Raw genomic sequence first — 16,198 nt, forward strand, 5'->3', positions numbered from 1 at the left:
GGCCGTTAAGGAGAACCCGATGAGTCTGCCTGTTCGTTTAGCGCAACCGCAGGATATCACCCAACTGATCGCCATTGAGCGCTCGGCGGCGCAGCTGTTTCTGCAGCAACCGGCGTGGCGTTTTCTTGCCGATGGCCCGGTCATGAGCCGGCAACAGCATGCTGATTTTATTCAGCATCAGCGGGAATGGTTGGCTGAAAGCGCGTCGGGTGAGGCGGCCGGGTTTATCGCCATATTGCCGCAGCAGCAGGATTGGCACATCGCCGAACTGTCGGTGGCCGCCAACTGGCAACGGCGGGGTATTGGCCGGCGTTTGATCGCCGAGGTTGCCGCACAGGCCAAATTGCAGGGCGCGGAGCGCCTGACGCTGACGACCTTTATCGACGTGCCCTGGAATGCGCCTTACTACCAGCGGTTAGGATTCCGGCAAATCACCGCCGAACGGCTCAGCTTGCCGCTGCGGCAACGGCTTGCCGAAGAGGCGGCGCAGGGATTTGTTGCCGGTAGCCGCTGTGCAATGGAATTTACACTATCGTAAATATTGAAATACAGACTGATGGCGGTATGATGCAAGCAACCACGCCATCGCACGATCTGCGCGCCGGTTTTCAGGCGTACAAATGCACTCAAGTCACCGTATAAGGGACAACCCGTAATGACACAAACCATTTTCATGGTAGGCGCTCGCGGAGCCGGTAAAACCACGGTGGGCAGCGCGTTGGCGCAGGCACTGGGCTATCAATTCACCGATACCGATCTGTTTATGCAGCAGACCGCGCAAATGAGCGTGGCGGAAATGGTCGCACATGAAGGCTGGCTGGGTTTTCGCCACCGTGAAAGCATTGCCTTGCAAACGGTGACTCAACCGTCAACTGTAGTTGCCACCGGCGGCGGCGTGATCCTGGCGGAAGAGAATCGTCGCTTCATGCGCCAGCACGGCACCGTGATTTATCTGCGTTCGCCTGCGGGCGTGTTGGCGCAGCGGTTGGAAGAGTATCCGCAGGACGCGCAGCGCCCAACGCTCACCGGCCGTCCTATTGCCGAAGAAATGCTGGAAGTGCTGGCGGCGCGTGAAGCGCTGTATCAGGAGGCAGCGCACTTCGTCATGGATGGCACCGGCAGCCCACAGCAGGTGGTCGAACAAATCCTCTCGGCGCTGCAGCGCGAAACGGTAAAATAATCCACCGCAGTTTCTCCTTTGGGCACAGTCGGTTGTGCCCAATATTCTATTTTCTCCTCTGGTTTTTCCGCTTTGATGACGAATCACGCTTGCTTTTATAAATGATGAATGACATATATAAATGAATGTCATCCATCATTTATAATGTTCAACTCAAACTGATTACGAGGCTCTGCATGAAATACACCACCTTTGGTCGCAACACCGGCCTGCGCGTTGCCGAACTGGCTCTGGGCACCGGCACCTTTGGCACCGGCTGGGGTTACGGCTCGGAAAAAGAAGAGGCCAGGCAGGTATTCGATCGTTACGTCGACGCCGGCGGCAATTTCATTGACACGGCTGATGCCTATCAGTTTGGTCAGTCGGAGCAACTGGTGGGGGAATTTATCGCCGCCGATCGCGATCGCTTCGTCGTCGCCACCAAATACACGCTGGGTGCAGCGCCGCAAGCAAGCATTGCGGATACCGGCAACAGCCGTAAAAACATGATTTCGTCGGTGGAGGCCAGCCTGAAACGCCTGAAAACCGATCGTATCGATCTGCTGTGGGCGCATTTCTCCGACAACCTGACCCCGCTGGAGGAGGTTGTGCGCGCCTTTGACGATCTGACTCGCGCCGGCAAGATTCAGTATGCCGGGCTGTCCAACTTCCCGGCCTGGCGCATCGCCCGGGCGGATACCCTGGCCGAGCTGCGCGGCTGGGCGCGCATCGCCGGCATTCAGGTGGAATACAGCCTGGTGGAACGCACCGCCGAGCGCGAACTGCTGCCGATGGCCGAAGCGCTGGGGATGGCCGCGACGCTGTGGTCACCGCTGGGCGGCGGCCTGTTGACCGGCAAATATCGCCACAGCAACGCCGGGCGGCTGACCGAACTGGGGCGCCTGGTGCATAGCGAGAAAGATACCGCGTTGCTGGATGAAGTGCTGGCAATAGCGCAGGAACACGGTGCCCAAGCGTCCCATGTTTCTATTGCCTGGCTGCGAAACCGGGCCGCGCACTCCAGCACCAGCCTGATCCCCATTTTGGGGCCGCGCACCTTAGCGCAACTGGACGATACGTTGGCGGCGCTCGACCTGACGCTGAGCGAAGAGCAAGTGGCGCGTTTGGATCGGGTAAGCGCTATCGATCCCGGCACGCCTCACCGGCAGATTGCCGATACGCTGGCACGGGCACAGGGCGGTGACAGCGGCAGTTTTTCCGCGCTGCGCATTCCGCGCGCCTGAATCTTTTGATGAAGGGCATCATCATTGAGCGCGGCCAGCGGATGGCCTAAGATGATGCCCGATTGATAAGGAGAAAACACCATGGCGCGGGTATCAAAGCAACAAATGGAACGCAATCGCGAGGCGATTGAACGGGTGTCTTCACAACTGTTTCGTGAACGTGGCCTGAACGGCGTCAGCGTCAATGACCTGATGGCGGCGGTGGGGCTGACCCACGGTGGTTTCTATGGTCATTTTGCCTCCAAGGATGAGTTGGCGGCGGTAGCCAGCCGCAGAGCGGCGGAGGAGTCGGGCCAACGTTGGGAGGCGCTGAGTAGCCAGCCCGGCAAACACACTTTGCAAACTCTGGTCGATAACTATCTGGACGTGAAACACCGGGACTGTCCCGCCGAAGGCTGCATGGTCACCGCGTTAGCCGGCGACGTGGCGCGGGAGGGGGCCGATAAACCCGTACACCAGGCCTACCTGAGCGGCGCAAAATCGATGCTGGCGCGGCTGGAATCGCTGTCGCCATCGGAAGATGAACAGCAGCGGCATCAGCAGGCTCTGGTGCAGATGGCGATGCTGGTGGGGGCGGTGACGTTGGCGCGGGCTACTCGCGGCGATGAGCTGTCGGAGCAGTTTCTCGACGCGGCGCGTCAGGCGCTGTTGCCAAAGGGCGCTGAGTAAAATATCTCCCCGGCGTGGTGCCGAAACGCTCGCGGAAGGCGGCGATATAGGCACTGACATTGTCGTAACCGCAGTCACCGGCAATCTGGCCGACGGGTTCCCCCCGCGACAGCGGTTCCAGCGAGCGGAGCACTCTGGCTTGCTGGCGCCAGCGTGAAAAAGTCATGCCGGTTTCGCCGATAAAACGGCGGCTCAGGGTGCGGACGCTCAGCCCGGCCCAGTCGGCCCATTCACGCTGAGTGCGATCCCCGGCAGGCTCGTTCAGCAGCGCGCGGGCGATTTTCAGCAGCCGCATATCTTGCGGCAGCGGCAGTTGCAGCGGGGGGCTTTCCTGAGCGTGCATTTCATCCAGCAATACCTGCAACATCCGCTGTTGCGATGCGCTCAACGGCTGCCCGGCAAACTGCGCGATACGCTCGACCAGCGCCTGAATCAGCGTTGTGGCGGCGCTCAGCCGGGGAGATTCCGGCAGCGCCGCACCGCGTTGTTCCCCCAGATACAGGATCCAGCCCGCCACGTTACCGCAGGCCAACGCCTGGTGTGCGCAGTGTGGCGGCAACCAGCCGACACTGCCTGCGGTCATTGCCCATTGCCTCCCTGCGGTTTCCAGCGCCATCATGCCGTGGGTTAACAGATAGATCTGCCCTTCGGCATGGTGGTGCCAGGGCGTGAGGTGTTTTTTCTCATGCAAAAGCCGTTCGCTGCGCAAGATCATCATGTTGGCCGATTACCGGTATAAAAAGTCCAGGTACGGTTATTATGCCAGTGCTTGCTTCCGCTAGGATCCCCGCGTCATTCCATTTTTGGAGATCCGCCATGAAAGAAAATTCCTCAATAGCCGTGGTGCTCGACGCCTTGCAGCGGGTGGTTGCCTGCTCGCAACACCAGCCGGGGCTGATAGCTGAACTGTTCAGCGAAGATTACCGCCAGCAGGTGGACGGCAAGGCACTCGATTATGCGCAATTTATGCAGCATATGGCCCTGTTGAAGCAACTCACCCGCAGCATGGCGCTGGACATTATCGCCGTCGCCGGACAGGGGGAGGCGGTGCTGACGCACCACCAGGTACGGGTGGAAAAGCGCGACGGTGGTCGCAGCCTGGTCAAAGTGCTGGCGCATTTCACCGTACGTGACGGCAAGATCTGTGCCTGTGATGAGTTGACGCAACTGCTGGAAGGTGAACATGGCGATCGCGATCTGGGATCGCGCGTGTCGGCGTAAACATGGCTGCTATACTTAACCCTGTGTGATTCACACGGGAGAACAGCATGCGCGAAAATAACCGACCAGGCTACCCGAGAACCGCTCGGATAGTCGAAGTTGACCGGGGCGACCCCAGCTTGCATATGCATCGCTTTGAAGTGCGCACCGACGACATTGAGCCGAATACGCTGCTCAGTGAGCATTCGACCGAGCAGGAAGCGCTCGACGCCAAGCATCGCTACGAGGATCCGGCGCTGGAAGATTAGCCCGCACCTCACGGAAGCCGGCACCACGCCGGTTTCTTTTTCTTCGTTTTGCTTACGGCAATCGAGGGCGCATTGGCCTTGCCGAACGCGTAAATAAAACCGGGGTACAGGTAGCGGCCGTTGAGTTAATTATCTGATTCAAATGCTAATAAAATATTATGGCGGCCTCCGTCAGGCGGTGGTTCGGCGTCGTTTTGGTTGCGGATTCAGAACGGCTGGCTGACGACCGATCGCCGGGTAGAATTTTACTCTGCGCCACGATCGCATTTCGCGTGAAAAACCAGTGACAGATCAAGCGCAATCCCCCAATATGGATTTCTCATAAAGTTGATTATGCGGGTGCCAGTCTATGCTGAAAGTGAACGAGTATTTTGCCGGAAAAGTGAAGTCTATCGGTTTCGATAGTAGCAGCATCGGCCTTGCCAGCGTCGGTGTGATGGAAGAGGGTGAGTACACCTTCAGCACCGCCCAGCCGGAAGAGATGACCGTGATTACCGGCGCGTTGAAAGTGTTGCTGCCGGGCTCGCCGGATTGGCAGGTGTTTATGCCGGGTGAGAAGTTCTTCGTACCGGCTCACAGTGAGTTCAACCTGCAGGTTGCTGATGCAACCGCCTATCTGTGCCGTTATTTAAGCTAGTAGTCCATACCCTTCTTACTTGAAGCTGCAGCGTTGTTGGCTGCGTGCATATATTCGGCCCATCCGTGGGCCTCACCCCTTTGGGGCCGCTGCAAGCAGCGTTCAAATCTGTTCCCGACAGATTTGTCACCCCAGTCACTTACTTGAGTAAGCTCCTGGGGACTCCCGCACTTGCCGCCTAGCTGCAACTCCAATTAATTTGGGTATGCTGTTTGTTTTGTAAAAGCGGCGTATCTAGAGCAAGGCGCAGTGATTTGCGCCTTTGTGTGTTTAACGTTGGGCTTCGCCGCCCAGGGCTTCGATGGTGTTCTTGATTAACGCCGCCAGTTCGCTGGTCATCAGGATAAAATCGGCGTCAAAACGTTGGGCGAAGTCGTCACGATCGATATCGTCATTCTGCTCGCGCAGCGCGTCGGCAAACTTCAGGCGCTTGAGCGAACCGTCGTCTGCCAACACCAGTTGGATGCGTTCCTGCCAGTCCACCGCCAGTTTGGTTACCAGTTTGCCGGCTTCGATATGCACCGCAATTTCGTCGCTGATCAGGTTCTGTTTCTTGCAGCGGATCACGCCACCGTCTTCCAGAATCGCCTTCAGTTCCGCTTCATCCTGAATGATAAAACCGGCCGGCAGCTCGCCGGAGCGTACCCACTCGGTCAGCGTCAGCTCGATCGGGCTTTCCATGGTCAGCGGCACCACCGGCAGCGAACCCAGGCTTTTACGCAGCAGCGCCAGGGTATCTTCCGCGCGTTTGGCGCTGGCGGCGTCAACCATGATCAGGTCATTGACGGTGTCGATCCACATAAAGGTCTGATTGAAACGGCTGAAGGCGCGCGGCAGCAGGCTGTGCAGCACCTCATCTTTCAGCGCGTCTTTCTCGGTTTTTTTCAGTTTGCGGTGCTGTTCGCCTTCCAGCCGCTCAATCTTGGCCTGCAACTCTTGCTTGATGACCGGCGAAGGCAGGATCTTTTCTTCCTTGCGTGCGCAGATGACGATCTGGCCGTTAACCGCGTGCGTCAAGGCGTCGCTGTGGGAACCCATTGGGGAGACCCAGCCGGTTTTCGCCATGTCCTGGCTGCCGCAAGGAGTGAAAGCAAAAGCGCTGAGCTGTTTTTCCATTTCATCCGCGTTTAGCGCAACTTCGCGGCTCAAACGGTAAACCATCAAATTCTTAAACCACAGCATAATGTTGTCCCTGGCTGGGCGTGCAGTCGGCACGCTTGTTCATCAAAAGCAGGGCGGCATGATAACGAATCAGAGGCGAAAAATCGCCTCATTCCCTCTGAATTGCGTCGCCGGCCGCGTTTCTTCTGCGCGCCCGTTGCAGCGCCAGCGCCAGTTGCCGCTGGCTGAAAGGCTTGCGCAGCAGCTCAACCTCGGTCAGATCTCCCTGAGAGTGGCGGCGCATATCCTGGCCGCTGATCAGCAAGGCGCAGAGGTGCGGATTGATCTCCCGCGCCTGCTCAATCACCTGGGCGCCGCTCAGTTCCCCCGGCAGCATCAGGTCACTTATCAGCAGCGCGATGTCCGGCGTCTGGCGCAGCAGCGCCAGCGCTTCCTGGCTGTCTGCGCTGTCCAGCGTCAGGTAGCCGAGCTGGTGCAGGTGTTCGCACAGCGTGTGGCGCACGTCGTTTTCATCTTCCAGTACCAGCACCAGATTATCGGTACCGTCACTGTCGTCGAGCGGCTGCAGCGGCGCTTCCGTTACCGCCTGCATGGGGGCCCGGGGCAACTGCAAGCGCACCAGCGTGCCCTTGCCCGGTGCGGTTTCAATCTGCACCCGCCCGCCGGACTGGCGGACAAATCCGTAAACCATCGACAGGCCAAGCCCGCTGCCGCTACCGACCGCCTTGGTGGTGAAGAAGGGTTCGAACACCTGCGCCTTGACCTCTTCCGACATCCCGCAACCGGCGTCTATCACTTCCAGCGCCACCATGTCCTGTTTTTTGCCGCTGCTGCGTACCACTCGCTGGTTATAAATACGGATCTTCACCACCCCGCTGCGGCCCTCCATCGCATCCCGCGCATTCACCACCAGGTTGATCAACGCATTTTCCAACTGATTGGCATCGATCCACGCGGGCCAGCCGGGTTGTTGCGCCTCAATGGTCAGCGACAGCGTGGTGGGCAGCGAATGGCGCAGCAGTTCCTGCAGGTTTTCCACCAGCGTGCGCAGCGCGATGGCTTGAGGGTGCAGCGCCTGTTTGCGTGAGAACGCCAGCAGCCGTTGGGTGAGTTGTGCGCCGCGTTCGGCGGCTTTCAGCGCGCGGGCGATGCGTTGTGCGGTTTGCGCGTCCTGCGTTTGCCCGGTAGTCAGTTCCAGGCTGCCGATAATCACCGCCAGCAGGTTGTTAAAATCGTGTGCCAGGCCGCCGGTAAGTTGACCGACCGCCTTCATTTTCTGGCTGTGCAGCAGCGCCTCTTCCAGCGCTTTGCGCTCGGTGCGTTCCAGCACCACATTTACCACCCCGCGGTTGGGCACCGGGCTGAAACGCAGCTCGACGGTGCGGCCGTCATCCAGACGCAGTTCCTGCGGCTGCGGCAGTTCGCTGGACAGATTGGCCAGCACCGCCTCCCAGCGTTGGCCTTGTGGCGGCGTGACGTGCTGCAGCAATTCGCGGTAGTGTTGGCCGCGGTGCAACTGGTGTTCGTTCAGCCCCAGCAGCAGCGGGTATTGGGGGTTCCACACCACCAGTTGCCCATCGTTATCAAACAGGGCAAAACCGTCGCGCATCGCCAGGAAAGTGGTTTCCAGCTGGGTGCTTTTTTCTTTCAACAGGCGAGAAGTTTGTTCCAGCGAGGCGGTATTGCGGGCAAACACGTTGAAAGCCCGCGCCAGTTCGCCCAGTTCATCGCTGCGTTGCAGCGCCGGCACGCTGACGTCACGCTCACCACGCGCCAGTCGCGTCATGGCATTGGCGATCGCCGTCAGGTTCGAACCGAGGTTGCGGTAGATATACAGCCCGGCGAAACCGGTAATCACCAACGCCAGCAGCGCGAACAGGCCGATAAATACGCTGATGGAGCTGAGCTCACGGTGCGTCTGGTGGGTGCGCAGCTCCGACTCGTTCGCCACCTTTTGCACGTACAGGTTGATGTCGTCGTTGAGCATCGCGACTAACGCTTTGATATGGTAGGTATAATAGGCCAGTGCCAGGTCGCTTTGCTCCAGTTCCAGCGTTTCGGGCAACAGACGTTGTTCGCTGGTGCGAAACTGTCGCATTTTCTCATCCACCAGCGCATTCGAGCTGTGCTGCGGCCAGTAGGCCATTACGCTGTCGAGTTGCTGGGCGGCAGCCTTGGGGGTCGGGGTCTGAATGGCGATCGCCAGCAGGCGGTCAATCTGGCCGAGCAGCGGCTGTGCAGGCTGGTCCAGATTGTCGCGTTGGCTCAGGCTGGTGATATGCCGCAGCGTGCTCTGCGTCTGGTACAGCCCGCTGAGCAGGATGTTGCGTTGCAGGTGCCGCGCGTGACCGAGTTCCAGCATGCGGGTGACGCTGGTTTCCAGTGCGTTGCTGCGGCTGATGATGCGCTTGACCAGCGCCGGCTCGCTGTGGGCCAGCGGGGCGTCCGCCAGCCGGTTGAGAGACGCCTGCAGCGCCAACTGGGTCTGTTTCAACCGGGCGGATTCGCTCTGGTACTCCAGCGCGCCAACCACCTGCGAAAGCCGGATGGCGGCGGTGGCGACGTTCGACGTATCCCGGCTCAGCGCCATGCTGCCGTTCATCTCTTTCAGCGTTTGCGCCTGCACTTGTTCCTGCAACTTGCCCGCATGCTTAAAGCCGACGATCGCCACGCCGCTGACCATCAGCGTCACCGCCACCACCAGCAGGTTGAACATCAGCAGGCGCCCACGCGCACCGGCAAGGAAAGGCAGTCTGCGCATCGTATCTCCCGTAACTGACTGTTCGCAGTATAAATCCCCGTTCCATTAACAATATGACAAACATGAACGGGCGCTGACATTTTGCATTTATTTATGCGTGGTTAACTGCATGTAATTCGAACCGCAGCCTGAGGTATGACGATGAGCGTGACCCCGATTTTGGAAATGCACAACATCGCCAAGAGTTTTGGTCAGTTTTATGCGCTGAAGGGCGTCGACCTGACGGTATATCGCGGTGAGATCCACGCGCTGATGGGTGAAAACGGCGCGGGTAAAAGCACGTTAATGAAAATATTGGCCGGCGCTTATATCGCCAGCAGCGGGGAAATTTTTATCGATGGGCAGCCGTTCGCCATTAAAGGGCCGAAAGACGCCCTGGCGGCAGGTATCACGCTGATTTACCAGGAAATGAATCTGGCACCGAATCTGACGGTGGCGGAGAACATTTTTCTGGGCAGCGAGATCCAGCGCGGTGGCCTGGTGAAACGCCGGCAGATGTTGCTGGAAGCGCAGAAGGTGATCGACAGGCTGGGCGCGCAGTTCAGCGCCGGCGATCGGGTCATGAAATTAACCATCGCCGAGCAGCAGCAGGTGGAAATCGCCCGCGCGTTGCATCGCAACAGCCGCATTCTGGTGATGGACGAACCTACGGCGGCGCTCTCTTCGCGTGAAACGCATCGGCTGTTCGAGCTGATCAAGCGCCTGCGCGATGAGGGCATGGCGATCATTTATATCAGCCACCGCATGGCGGAAGTGTACGAACTGTCGGATCGCGTCAGCGTGCTGCGTGACGGCCAGTACGTCGGTAGCCTGACGCGAGAAAAATTGTCCGCCAGTGAGCTGGTGCGCATGATGGTGGGCCGTCCGCTGAGCGATCTGTTCAATAAGGAGCAGGGGATTGCGGTGGGCCAACCGCGCCTGACGTTGCACGGGCTGACCGACGGCAAGAAAGTCAAACCGGTCAGCCTGCAGGTGTGCGCCGGCGAGATTGTCGGCCTTTCCGGGCTGGTGGGCGCCGGGCGCTCTGAACTGGCGCAGCTGATTTTCGGCGTGCGCAAGGCGAGCGGCGGCACGGTGGAGATCGACGGCAAAACGGCCAATATCCATTCGCCGCGCGACGCCATCGCTTTGGGTATCGGTTTTCTCACCGAAAACCGCAAGGAGCAGGGGCTGTTTCTCGATCTGGCGGCCCATGAAAATATCGTTATGGCAACGCTGGAGCGCGATGGCCGCTACGGCCTGTTGAATCGCCGCAAGGCGCAGAGCATTTCCAGAGACGCTATTGGCCTGTTGAATATCCGCGTGCCGCATGCTCAGGTGCGCGCCGGTGGCCTGTCCGGGGGCAACCAGCAAAAGCTGCTGATTTCACGCTGGGTGGCGATCGGCCCGCGCATTCTGATCCTCGATGAACCCACGCGCGGCGTTGACGTCGGCGCCAAGAGCGAAATTTACCGCATCATGAGCCAGATGGCGCAGCAGGGGGTGGCGATCCTGATGATCTCCAGCGAACTGCCTGAGGTAGTCGGGATGAGCGATCGGGTTTACGTCATGCACGAAGGCAGTATCGCCGGTGAACTGAGCGGCAGCGACATTACTCAGGAAAACATCATGACGCTGGCTACCGGCGTCGAAACCGCCGTGGAAATCGCCGGCCATGAATAATTCAATCCGTACGCTCAAGGAGCCTGCCATGACTTCGAATCCGCTGCCGCCTGGCGCAAAAAATCCCACGCTGAAACGGGCGTTTATGGGCGATATGATGCAAACCGTCGGCATTCTGCCGATCCTGATCCTGATCGTCGCGGTTTTCGGCTTTGTCGCGCCGAATTTCTTTACCGATGCCAATCTGCTGAATATCGCCCGTCAGGCGTCGATTAACATCGTACTGGCGGCGGGCATGACTTTTATCATTCTTACCGGCGGCATCGATCTCTCGGTCGGTTCGATGCTGGGTACCACGGCGGTGGTGGCGATGGCGGTTTCCCTGATGCCGGGTATGGCCGGGCTGTCGATCCCGCTGGCTCTGCTGGCCGGGCTGGGTATGGGGCTGTTCAATGGATTTCTGGTGGCCTACGCCGGTTTGCCGCCGTTTATCGTTACGCTGGGTACCTATACCGCACTGCGCGGCGCGGCTTATCTGCTGGCGGACGGTACCACCATCATCAACTCGAATATCAGTTTTGAATGGATCGGCAATTCTTATCTGGGGCCGATTCCCTGGCTGGTGATTATCGCCTTTGCGGTGATCGCGCTGTGCTGGTTCATCCTGCGCCGCACTACGCTCGGGGTTCATATTTACGCGGTGGGCGGCAATATACAGGCCGCACGTCTGACCGGCATCAAGGTGGGCGCGGTGCTGCTGTTCGTCTACGGCATGAGCGGCCTGCTGTCCGGGCTGGGCGGGGTGATGAGCGCTTCTCGGCTCTACAGCGCCAACGGCAACCTGGGCATGGGCTATGAACTGGATGCCATCGCCGCGGTGATCCTCGGCGGGACCAGCTTTGTCGGCGGTATCGGCACCATTACCGGCACGCTGGTGGGGGCGCTGATTATCGCGACCCTGAACAACGGCATGACGCTGATGGGGGTTTCTTATTTCTGGCAATTGGTGATCAAAGGGGCGGTGATCATCATAGCTGTGCTGATTGATAAATACCGTACCCGAAACTATCAACACTAATCGCAGTGCTTCATAACATCTGGATAATAATGAGGAAAACACTATGCGTTTCAAGCCATTGATTACCGCTTTGTTGGTTACCGCCGCGCTCGGCAGCGCCTCTGTGGTCCAGGCGAAAGAATTGAAATCGATCGGGGTGACGGTAGGCGATTTGGCCAACCCGTTCTTTGTGCAGATCACCAAGGGCGCGGAGTTGAAAGCGCGTGAGCTGGCCGGTGACAAGGTGAATGTGACGCTGGTGTCGAGCGGTTACGATCTTGGCCAGCAGGTGGCGCAGATCGACAACTTCATCGCCGCCAAGGTCGATATGATCATCCTCAACGCCGCCGATTCCAAAGGCATCGGCCCGGCGGTCAAACGCGCCAAGGACGCCGGCATCGTGGTGGTGGCGGTAGACGTGGCGGCCGAAGGTGCCGACGCCACCATCACTTCGGATAACACCCAGGCGGGTGCGATGGCCTGTAAATACATCAGCGATCGCCTGAAAGAGAAAGGCAACGTGGTGATCATCAACGGGCCACCGGTTTCTGCGGTGCAAAACCGGGTGGAAGGCTGCATGACCGAGCTGAAGAAACACCCGGATATCAAGCTGCTGTCCTATAACCAGAATGCCAAGGGCAGCCGCGAAGGCGGTCTGGAGATCATGACCTCATTACTGGCGGCCAATCCGAAGATCGACGGCGTATTCGCGATTAACGATCCGACGGCGATCGGTGCCGATCTGGCGGCCAAGCAGGCGCAGCGCAGCGAGTTCTTTATCGTCGGCGTAGACGGTTCGCCGGACGGTGAAGAGGCGCTCAAGCGCAACAACTCGCTGTTTGTGGCGACGCCGGCGCAGGATCCGCAGGTGATGGCGGCCAAGGCGGTCGAGATCGGTTACGACATTCTGCAGGGCAAACCCGCGCCAACCGGCCCGGTGCTGATCCCGGTAACCATGATCGATAAAAACAATATCGGCGGTTACAAAGGCTGGACGGTGAAATAACCTTCTGTCGACGGGGCCGGCTCGGTCTGGCCCCTTATTCATCACCACGCTCGGAGGTGCCATGAACCGTTCCGCCGTGAACCGGATCCTGCAGCAAACCCAGCACTTTTTTGCCCGCTTCGACGTCCACCTGCCACCGTTCGCCCATTTTAGCCCGTCGGCCTGGCGGCAGCGCGATCGTCAGTCGTGGCAGGAGGTCTTCGATCTGAAACTCGGTTGGGATGTCACCGCGTTCGGCGGCGATGACTTTGCGCACACTGGCCTGACGTTGTTCACGCTGCGCAACGGTTCGCCCGGCGGCCAGCCCTACGCCAAATGTTATGCGGAGAAGATCATGCACTGCCGCGAAGCGCAGGTGACGCCAATGCATTTCCACTGGCGCAAACGCGAAGACATCATCAACCGCGGCGGCGGCAATTTGATCGTCGAGCTGCACAACGCCGATACCGATGAACGGCTGGCAGACGGGGCGGTGACCGTTACTCTGGACGGTTGCCAGCAGACCCATGCCGCCGGCTCGCGTCTGCGGCTGGCGCCGGGAGAAAGCATCTGCCTGACGCCGGGCATTTATCACAGCTTTTGGGGAGAAGAGGGCTTTGGTGACGTGTTGGTGGGCGAAGTCTCGACGGTCAACGATGACGACAACGACAACCGCTTTCTGACGCCGCTCAGCCGCTTTGGCCACATCACGGAAGACCAGCCGCCGCAGTGGTTGCTGTGCAACGAATATTCGCGCTTTATCGATTAAAGGAGAACAGTTATGGCACTGATTTCACTGGCGCAGGGGTTGGCGCACGCTCGTCGGCACGGCTATGCGCTTGGCGCGTTCAACGTGCTCGACAGCCACTTCCTGCGAGCGTTGTTTGCGGCAGCGGAGGCGGCGCGATCGCCGTTTATTATCAATATTGCCGAAGTGCACTTTAAGTACGTCTCGCTGGAGTCGCTGGTGGCGGCGATTAAAAGCGAAGCGGCGCAGCATGCTATTCCGGTGGTGCTGAATCTGGATCACGGTTTGCATTTCGAGGCGGTGGTGCAGGCGCTGCGCCTGGGGTTCAGTTCGGTGATGTTCGATGGCTCCGGCCTGAGTTATGAAGAGAACGTACACCAGACGCAGGAAGTGGTGCGCATGTGCCACGCGGCCGGCGTTTCGGTCGAGGCTGAGCTGGGTGCGGTCGGCGGCGACGAAGGCGGTGCGCTGTACGGCGAGGCCGACAGCAATAAATTCACCGATCCGCAGCGGGCGCGCGAGTTTGTCGGGTTGACCGGCATCGATGCGCTGGCGGTGGCGATTGGCAATGCGCACGGTAAATACAAGGGCGAGCCGAAGCTCGATTTCGACCGGCTGGCGGCGATCCAGCAGCAGGCCGGCATTCCGTTGGTATTGCACGGCGGTTCCGGTATCAGCGATGCCGACTTCAAGCGGGCGATTGGCCTGGGTATTCACAAGATCAATTTCTACACCGGTATGTCTCAGGCGGCGCTGGGCGCGATTGAGCAGCGGATGACGCAGCGCCACGCAATTTACGATGAGTTCGCCGAGGTGCTGTTGGCGGTGGAACAGTCGATTAGCGAAGTGGTGCAGCAACAGATGCATATTTTCGGCAGCGCCGGGCGGTTGTAATGACCCGGCGTGGCATTGTCTCGGCCGGCAATATGCTGGTGGATCACGTACATCACATCGCTCACTGGCCGCAGCCGGGTTGGTTGGTGGAGATTGAACATAGCCAGCGCGGTACCGGCGGCGCGCCGCTCAACGTACTGCTGACGCTGGCGCGGATGGAAACCGGGCTGCCGCTGGCGGCGATCGGGCTGATCGGTTGCGATGCGGACGGCGACTACATCATGCAGATGCTGGCGCAGCACCGGGTCGACGGCCGCTGGGTGCAGCGCAGCGAAGGGGCGATGACCTCCATGTCGCAGGTGATGACCGAACCGGGTGGGCAGCGAACCTTCTTCCATGCGCCGGGCGCCAACCGGCTGCTGGATCTGGACGCCTTCGACGGGTTGCACAGCGAACACAAAATTTTCCATCTCGGTTACCTGCTGCTGCTAGACAGCCTGGATCGCCCGGATGAAGCATACGGCACCCGCAGCGCTCGGCTGCTGGCGCAGATGCAGCAGCGTGGTTACCGGACGTCGCTGGATCTGGTATCGCGGCAAGGCGATCCGCGCTACCGGCCGCTGGTCTTGCCGGCGCTGCGCTGGCTGGATTACCTGGTGATCAACGAGCTGGAGGCCGGAGAGTTTACCGGGTTGGCGCTGCGATCTGCCAACGGCGCTTTACAGCAGCATTTGATGGCGCAGGCCGCGCAGCAACTGTTGCAGGCTGGTGTGCGGCGACGGGTGGTGATCCACTGCCCAGAAGGGGCGTACGGGTTGGAAAACGGCGGTGACGCGCTCTGGCAGCCCTCATGGAGCCTGAGCGAAGGCGAGATTGTCGGCAGCGTCGGCGCCGGGGATGCGTTTTGCGCCGGGGTGTTGTACGCCAGCCATGAAGACTGGCCTTTGGTGGAGACCTTGCAACTGGCGCACGCCTGCGCACGTTTCAATCTGCTGTGCGCCAATGCTATCGACGGCGCGCGGCCGTTATCGGAACTGCAGGCGTATATCAGGCGGCAGCCACCGGCTGGCTGACGTCGGCGGCGAATACATAGCCCAGCCCGCGAATGGTGCGGATCAGTTCGGGTTGATGCGGATTGATCTCGATCTTGCGCCGTAACCGCATGATCAGCACGTCGATGGTGCGATCGAACACTTCCAACGTTTCGCTGTGGGTCAACTCCAGCAGGCGATCGCGGGTCAGCACTTTGCGTGCGTGCTGTACCAGCGCCAGCAGCAGGCCATATTCGCCCTGGGTCAGATCGACAGCTTGCCGTTGTGGGTTGTGCAAGGTGCAGCGGGCGGCGTCCAGGCACCAGCCGTTGAATTGCCAGCCTTCGGGCTTGCTCTGGCCGGCGGCAACCGGCTCCAGCGCCAGTGCGCCGGTACGCCGCAGCACCGCTTTGGCGCGTGCCACTACCACGCGCGGGTTAAAGGGTTTGGCGATGTAATCGTCGGCGCCCATTTCCAGGCCGACCACCACGTCAGACTCGGAGCCGAGGCCGGTCAGCATCACCACCGGCAAATCCGGGCGCAGGCGGTGGATCTGTTGCAGCACCAGCAGGCCGTTGGTATCCGGCAGGATCAGATCGAGCAGCACCAGCGCAATGTCCGGCTGCTGGTTGAGTAAGGCCAGCGCTTCGCTGCCCCGGTGGCAGGCATGAACGGTAAATACGTGCTCATTGAGCACGTCGCAGAGCACGTCACAGATAGCGGGGTCGTCATCGACGATCAGTACGGCAGGTTTCATCGCTGCTCTCCGGATTTATTATGTGGAACCCTTTAAAAACAGTGTACCTGATGGCTAATTAATAAGCGGTAGCCGGTAGGGGGTCTGATGCGGAAATTGCCGTCGCCGTCACATTCGGCGGCA

At 59.7% G+C, this 16,198-nt stretch carries 17 protein-coding genes; 13 read left to right on the forward strand and 4 right to left on the reverse strand.

Features of this window, described 5'->3' with window-relative positions:
• Positions 1–19 precede the first annotated feature (19 nt).
• The 4 genes from D4100_RS16655 to D4100_RS16670 all read left to right on the forward strand — a co-directional run bounded on the left by D4100_RS16655 (position 20) and on the right by D4100_RS16670 (position 3,072).
• Positions 20–538 carry a GNAT family N-acetyltransferase gene (locus tag D4100_RS16655; protein ID WP_119804810.1) on the forward strand — a complete coding sequence of 173 codons (519 nt, stop codon included), beginning with the start codon at positions 20–22 and terminating at the stop codon, positions 536–538.
• Positions 539–655: 117 nt separating this feature from the next.
• The gene (gene aroL / locus D4100_RS16660; protein WP_006321212.1) at positions 656–1,180 is read left to right on the forward strand and encodes a shikimate kinase AroL; all 525 of its coding nucleotides are present in this window, start codon (positions 656–658) and stop codon (positions 1,178–1,180) included.
• A gap of 176 nt (positions 1,181–1,356) precedes the next feature.
• Positions 1,357–2,403, forward strand: a complete 1,047-nt coding sequence (locus D4100_RS16665) for an aldo/keto reductase (protein ID WP_006321211.1) — start codon at positions 1,357–1,359, stop codon at positions 2,401–2,403.
• An 81-nt stretch (positions 2,404–2,484) separates the two neighbouring features.
• Complete coding sequence (locus tag D4100_RS16670; protein WP_006321210.1) at positions 2,485–3,072, forward strand: TetR/AcrR family transcriptional regulator; 588 nt, start codon at positions 2,485–2,487, stop codon at positions 3,070–3,072.
• Here the strand turns inward: D4100_RS16670 and D4100_RS16675 are convergent.
• Entirely contained in the window at positions 2,996–3,790 is a 795-nt protein-coding gene (locus D4100_RS16675; RefSeq protein WP_119804811.1) for a helix-turn-helix domain-containing protein, read from the reverse strand. The genes D4100_RS16670 and D4100_RS16675 overlap by 77 nt on opposite strands.
• A 98-nt stretch (positions 3,791–3,888) precedes the next feature.
• Between D4100_RS16675 and D4100_RS16680 the strand changes: the two genes are divergently transcribed.
• The 3 genes from D4100_RS16680 to ppnP all read left to right on the forward strand — a co-directional run bounded on the left by D4100_RS16680 (position 3,889) and on the right by ppnP (position 5,178).
• Positions 3,889–4,293 carry a nuclear transport factor 2 family protein gene (locus D4100_RS16680; RefSeq protein WP_006321208.1) on the forward strand — a complete coding sequence of 135 codons (405 nt, stop codon included), beginning with the start codon at positions 3,889–3,891 and terminating at the stop codon, positions 4,291–4,293.
• Positions 4,294–4,340: 47 nt separating this feature from the next.
• A complete protein-coding gene (locus D4100_RS16685) occupies positions 4,341–4,541 on the forward strand; it encodes a YaiA family protein (protein WP_043912972.1) in 201 nt (66 codons plus the stop codon).
• A gap of 349 nt (positions 4,542–4,890) precedes the next feature.
• A complete protein-coding gene (gene ppnP, locus D4100_RS16690; RefSeq protein WP_004949189.1) occupies positions 4,891–5,178 on the forward strand; it encodes a pyrimidine/purine nucleoside phosphorylase in 288 nt (95 codons plus the stop codon).
• 270 nt (positions 5,179–5,448) lie between these two features.
• Here ppnP and rdgC read toward each other — a convergent pair whose 3' ends face one another.
• On the reverse strand, positions 5,449–6,360 hold the full coding sequence (rdgC, locus tag D4100_RS16695; RefSeq protein ID WP_006321205.1) for a recombination-associated protein RdgC: 912 nt from the start codon (positions 6,358–6,360) through the stop codon (positions 5,449–5,451).
• Positions 6,361–6,448: 88 nt separating this feature from the next.
• Positions 6,449–9,061, reverse strand: coding sequence for an ATP-binding protein (locus D4100_RS16700; protein WP_119804812.1), 2,613 nt, complete (start codon positions 9,059–9,061; stop codon positions 6,449–6,451).
• A gap of 141 nt (positions 9,062–9,202) precedes the next feature.
• Between D4100_RS16700 and D4100_RS16705 the strand changes: the two genes are divergently transcribed.
• The 6 genes from D4100_RS16705 to D4100_RS16730 all read left to right on the forward strand — a co-directional run bounded on the left by D4100_RS16705 (position 9,203) and on the right by D4100_RS16730 (position 15,360).
• A complete protein-coding gene (locus D4100_RS16705; RefSeq protein ID WP_006321203.1) occupies positions 9,203–10,723 on the forward strand; it encodes a sugar ABC transporter ATP-binding protein in 1,521 nt (506 codons plus the stop codon).
• A 28-nt stretch (positions 10,724–10,751) separates the two neighbouring features.
• Complete coding sequence (locus D4100_RS16710) at positions 10,752–11,741, forward strand: ABC transporter permease subunit (protein ID WP_006321202.1); 990 nt, start codon at positions 10,752–10,754, stop codon at positions 11,739–11,741.
• Between the two features lie 43 nt (positions 11,742–11,784).
• Positions 11,785–12,726: an ABC transporter substrate-binding protein gene (locus tag D4100_RS16715; protein WP_006321201.1), complete on the forward strand. Its 942-nt coding sequence runs from the start codon at positions 11,785–11,787 to the stop codon at positions 12,724–12,726.
• Positions 12,727–12,787: 61 nt separating this feature from the next.
• Positions 12,788–13,474 (forward strand): D-lyxose/D-mannose isomerase, encoded by a 687-nt coding sequence (locus tag D4100_RS16720; RefSeq protein ID WP_119804813.1) that lies wholly within the window; start codon positions 12,788–12,790, stop codon positions 13,472–13,474.
• Between the two features lie 12 nt (positions 13,475–13,486).
• Positions 13,487–14,347: a ketose 1,6-bisphosphate aldolase gene (locus tag D4100_RS16725; protein WP_119804814.1), complete on the forward strand. Its 861-nt coding sequence runs from the start codon at positions 13,487–13,489 to the stop codon at positions 14,345–14,347.
• Positions 14,347–15,360 (forward strand): carbohydrate kinase family protein, encoded by a 1,014-nt coding sequence (locus tag D4100_RS16730; protein ID WP_119804815.1) that lies wholly within the window; start codon positions 14,347–14,349, stop codon positions 15,358–15,360. The genes D4100_RS16725 and D4100_RS16730 overlap by 1 nt, the downstream gene beginning before the upstream one ends.
• Here D4100_RS16730 and D4100_RS16735 read toward each other — a convergent pair.
• Positions 15,335–16,075 carry a response regulator gene (locus D4100_RS16735; RefSeq protein ID WP_006321197.1) on the reverse strand — a complete coding sequence of 247 codons (741 nt, stop codon included), beginning with the start codon at positions 16,073–16,075 and terminating at the stop codon, positions 15,335–15,337. The genes D4100_RS16730 and D4100_RS16735 overlap by 26 nt on opposite strands.
• Positions 16,076–16,198: the final 123 nt, after the last annotated feature.

Origin of the sequence: Serratia inhibens (assembly GCF_003591175.1) — a bacterium.
Classification (GTDB): domain Bacteria; phylum Pseudomonadota; class Gammaproteobacteria; order Enterobacterales; family Enterobacteriaceae; genus Serratia; species Serratia inhibens.

Coding starts and splice junctions, on each gene's coding strand:
- aroL (WP_006321212.1), top strand. CDS start 656: ATGACACAAACCATTTTCATGGTAGGCGCTCGCGGAGCCGGTAAAACC.
- D4100_RS16655 (WP_119804810.1), top strand. CDS start 20: ATGAGTCTGCCTGTTCGTTTAGCGCAACCGCAGGATATCACCCAACTG.
- ppnP (WP_004949189.1), top strand. CDS start 4,891: ATGCTGAAAGTGAACGAGTATTTTGCCGGAAAAGTGAAGTCTATCGGT.
- D4100_RS16665 (WP_006321211.1), top strand. CDS start 1,357: ATGAAATACACCACCTTTGGTCGCAACACCGGCCTGCGCGTTGCCGAA.
- D4100_RS16730 (WP_119804815.1), top strand. CDS start 14,347: ATGACCCGGCGTGGCATTGTCTCGGCCGGCAATATGCTGGTGGATCAC.
- D4100_RS16720 (WP_119804813.1), top strand. CDS start 12,788: ATGAACCGTTCCGCCGTGAACCGGATCCTGCAGCAAACCCAGCACTTT.
- D4100_RS16685 (WP_043912972.1), top strand. CDS start 4,341: ATGCGCGAAAATAACCGACCAGGCTACCCGAGAACCGCTCGGATAGTC.
- rdgC (WP_006321205.1), bottom strand. CDS start 6,360: ATGCTGTGGTTTAAGAATTTGATGGTTTACCGTTTGAGCCGCGAAGTT.
- D4100_RS16725 (WP_119804814.1), top strand. CDS start 13,487: ATGGCACTGATTTCACTGGCGCAGGGGTTGGCGCACGCTCGTCGGCAC.
- D4100_RS16680 (WP_006321208.1), top strand. CDS start 3,889: ATGAAAGAAAATTCCTCAATAGCCGTGGTGCTCGACGCCTTGCAGCGG.
- D4100_RS16735 (WP_006321197.1), bottom strand. CDS start 16,075: ATGAAACCTGCCGTACTGATCGTCGATGACGACCCCGCTATCTGTGAC.
- D4100_RS16705 (WP_006321203.1), top strand. CDS start 9,203: ATGAGCGTGACCCCGATTTTGGAAATGCACAACATCGCCAAGAGTTTT.
- D4100_RS16670 (WP_006321210.1), top strand. CDS start 2,485: ATGGCGCGGGTATCAAAGCAACAAATGGAACGCAATCGCGAGGCGATT.
- D4100_RS16675 (WP_119804811.1), bottom strand. CDS start 3,790: ATGATGATCTTGCGCAGCGAACGGCTTTTGCATGAGAAAAAACACCTC.
- D4100_RS16710 (WP_006321202.1), top strand. CDS start 10,752: ATGACTTCGAATCCGCTGCCGCCTGGCGCAAAAAATCCCACGCTGAAA.
- D4100_RS16715 (WP_006321201.1), top strand. CDS start 11,785: ATGCGTTTCAAGCCATTGATTACCGCTTTGTTGGTTACCGCCGCGCTC.
- D4100_RS16700 (WP_119804812.1), bottom strand. CDS start 9,061: ATGCGCAGACTGCCTTTCCTTGCCGGTGCGCGTGGGCGCCTGCTGATG.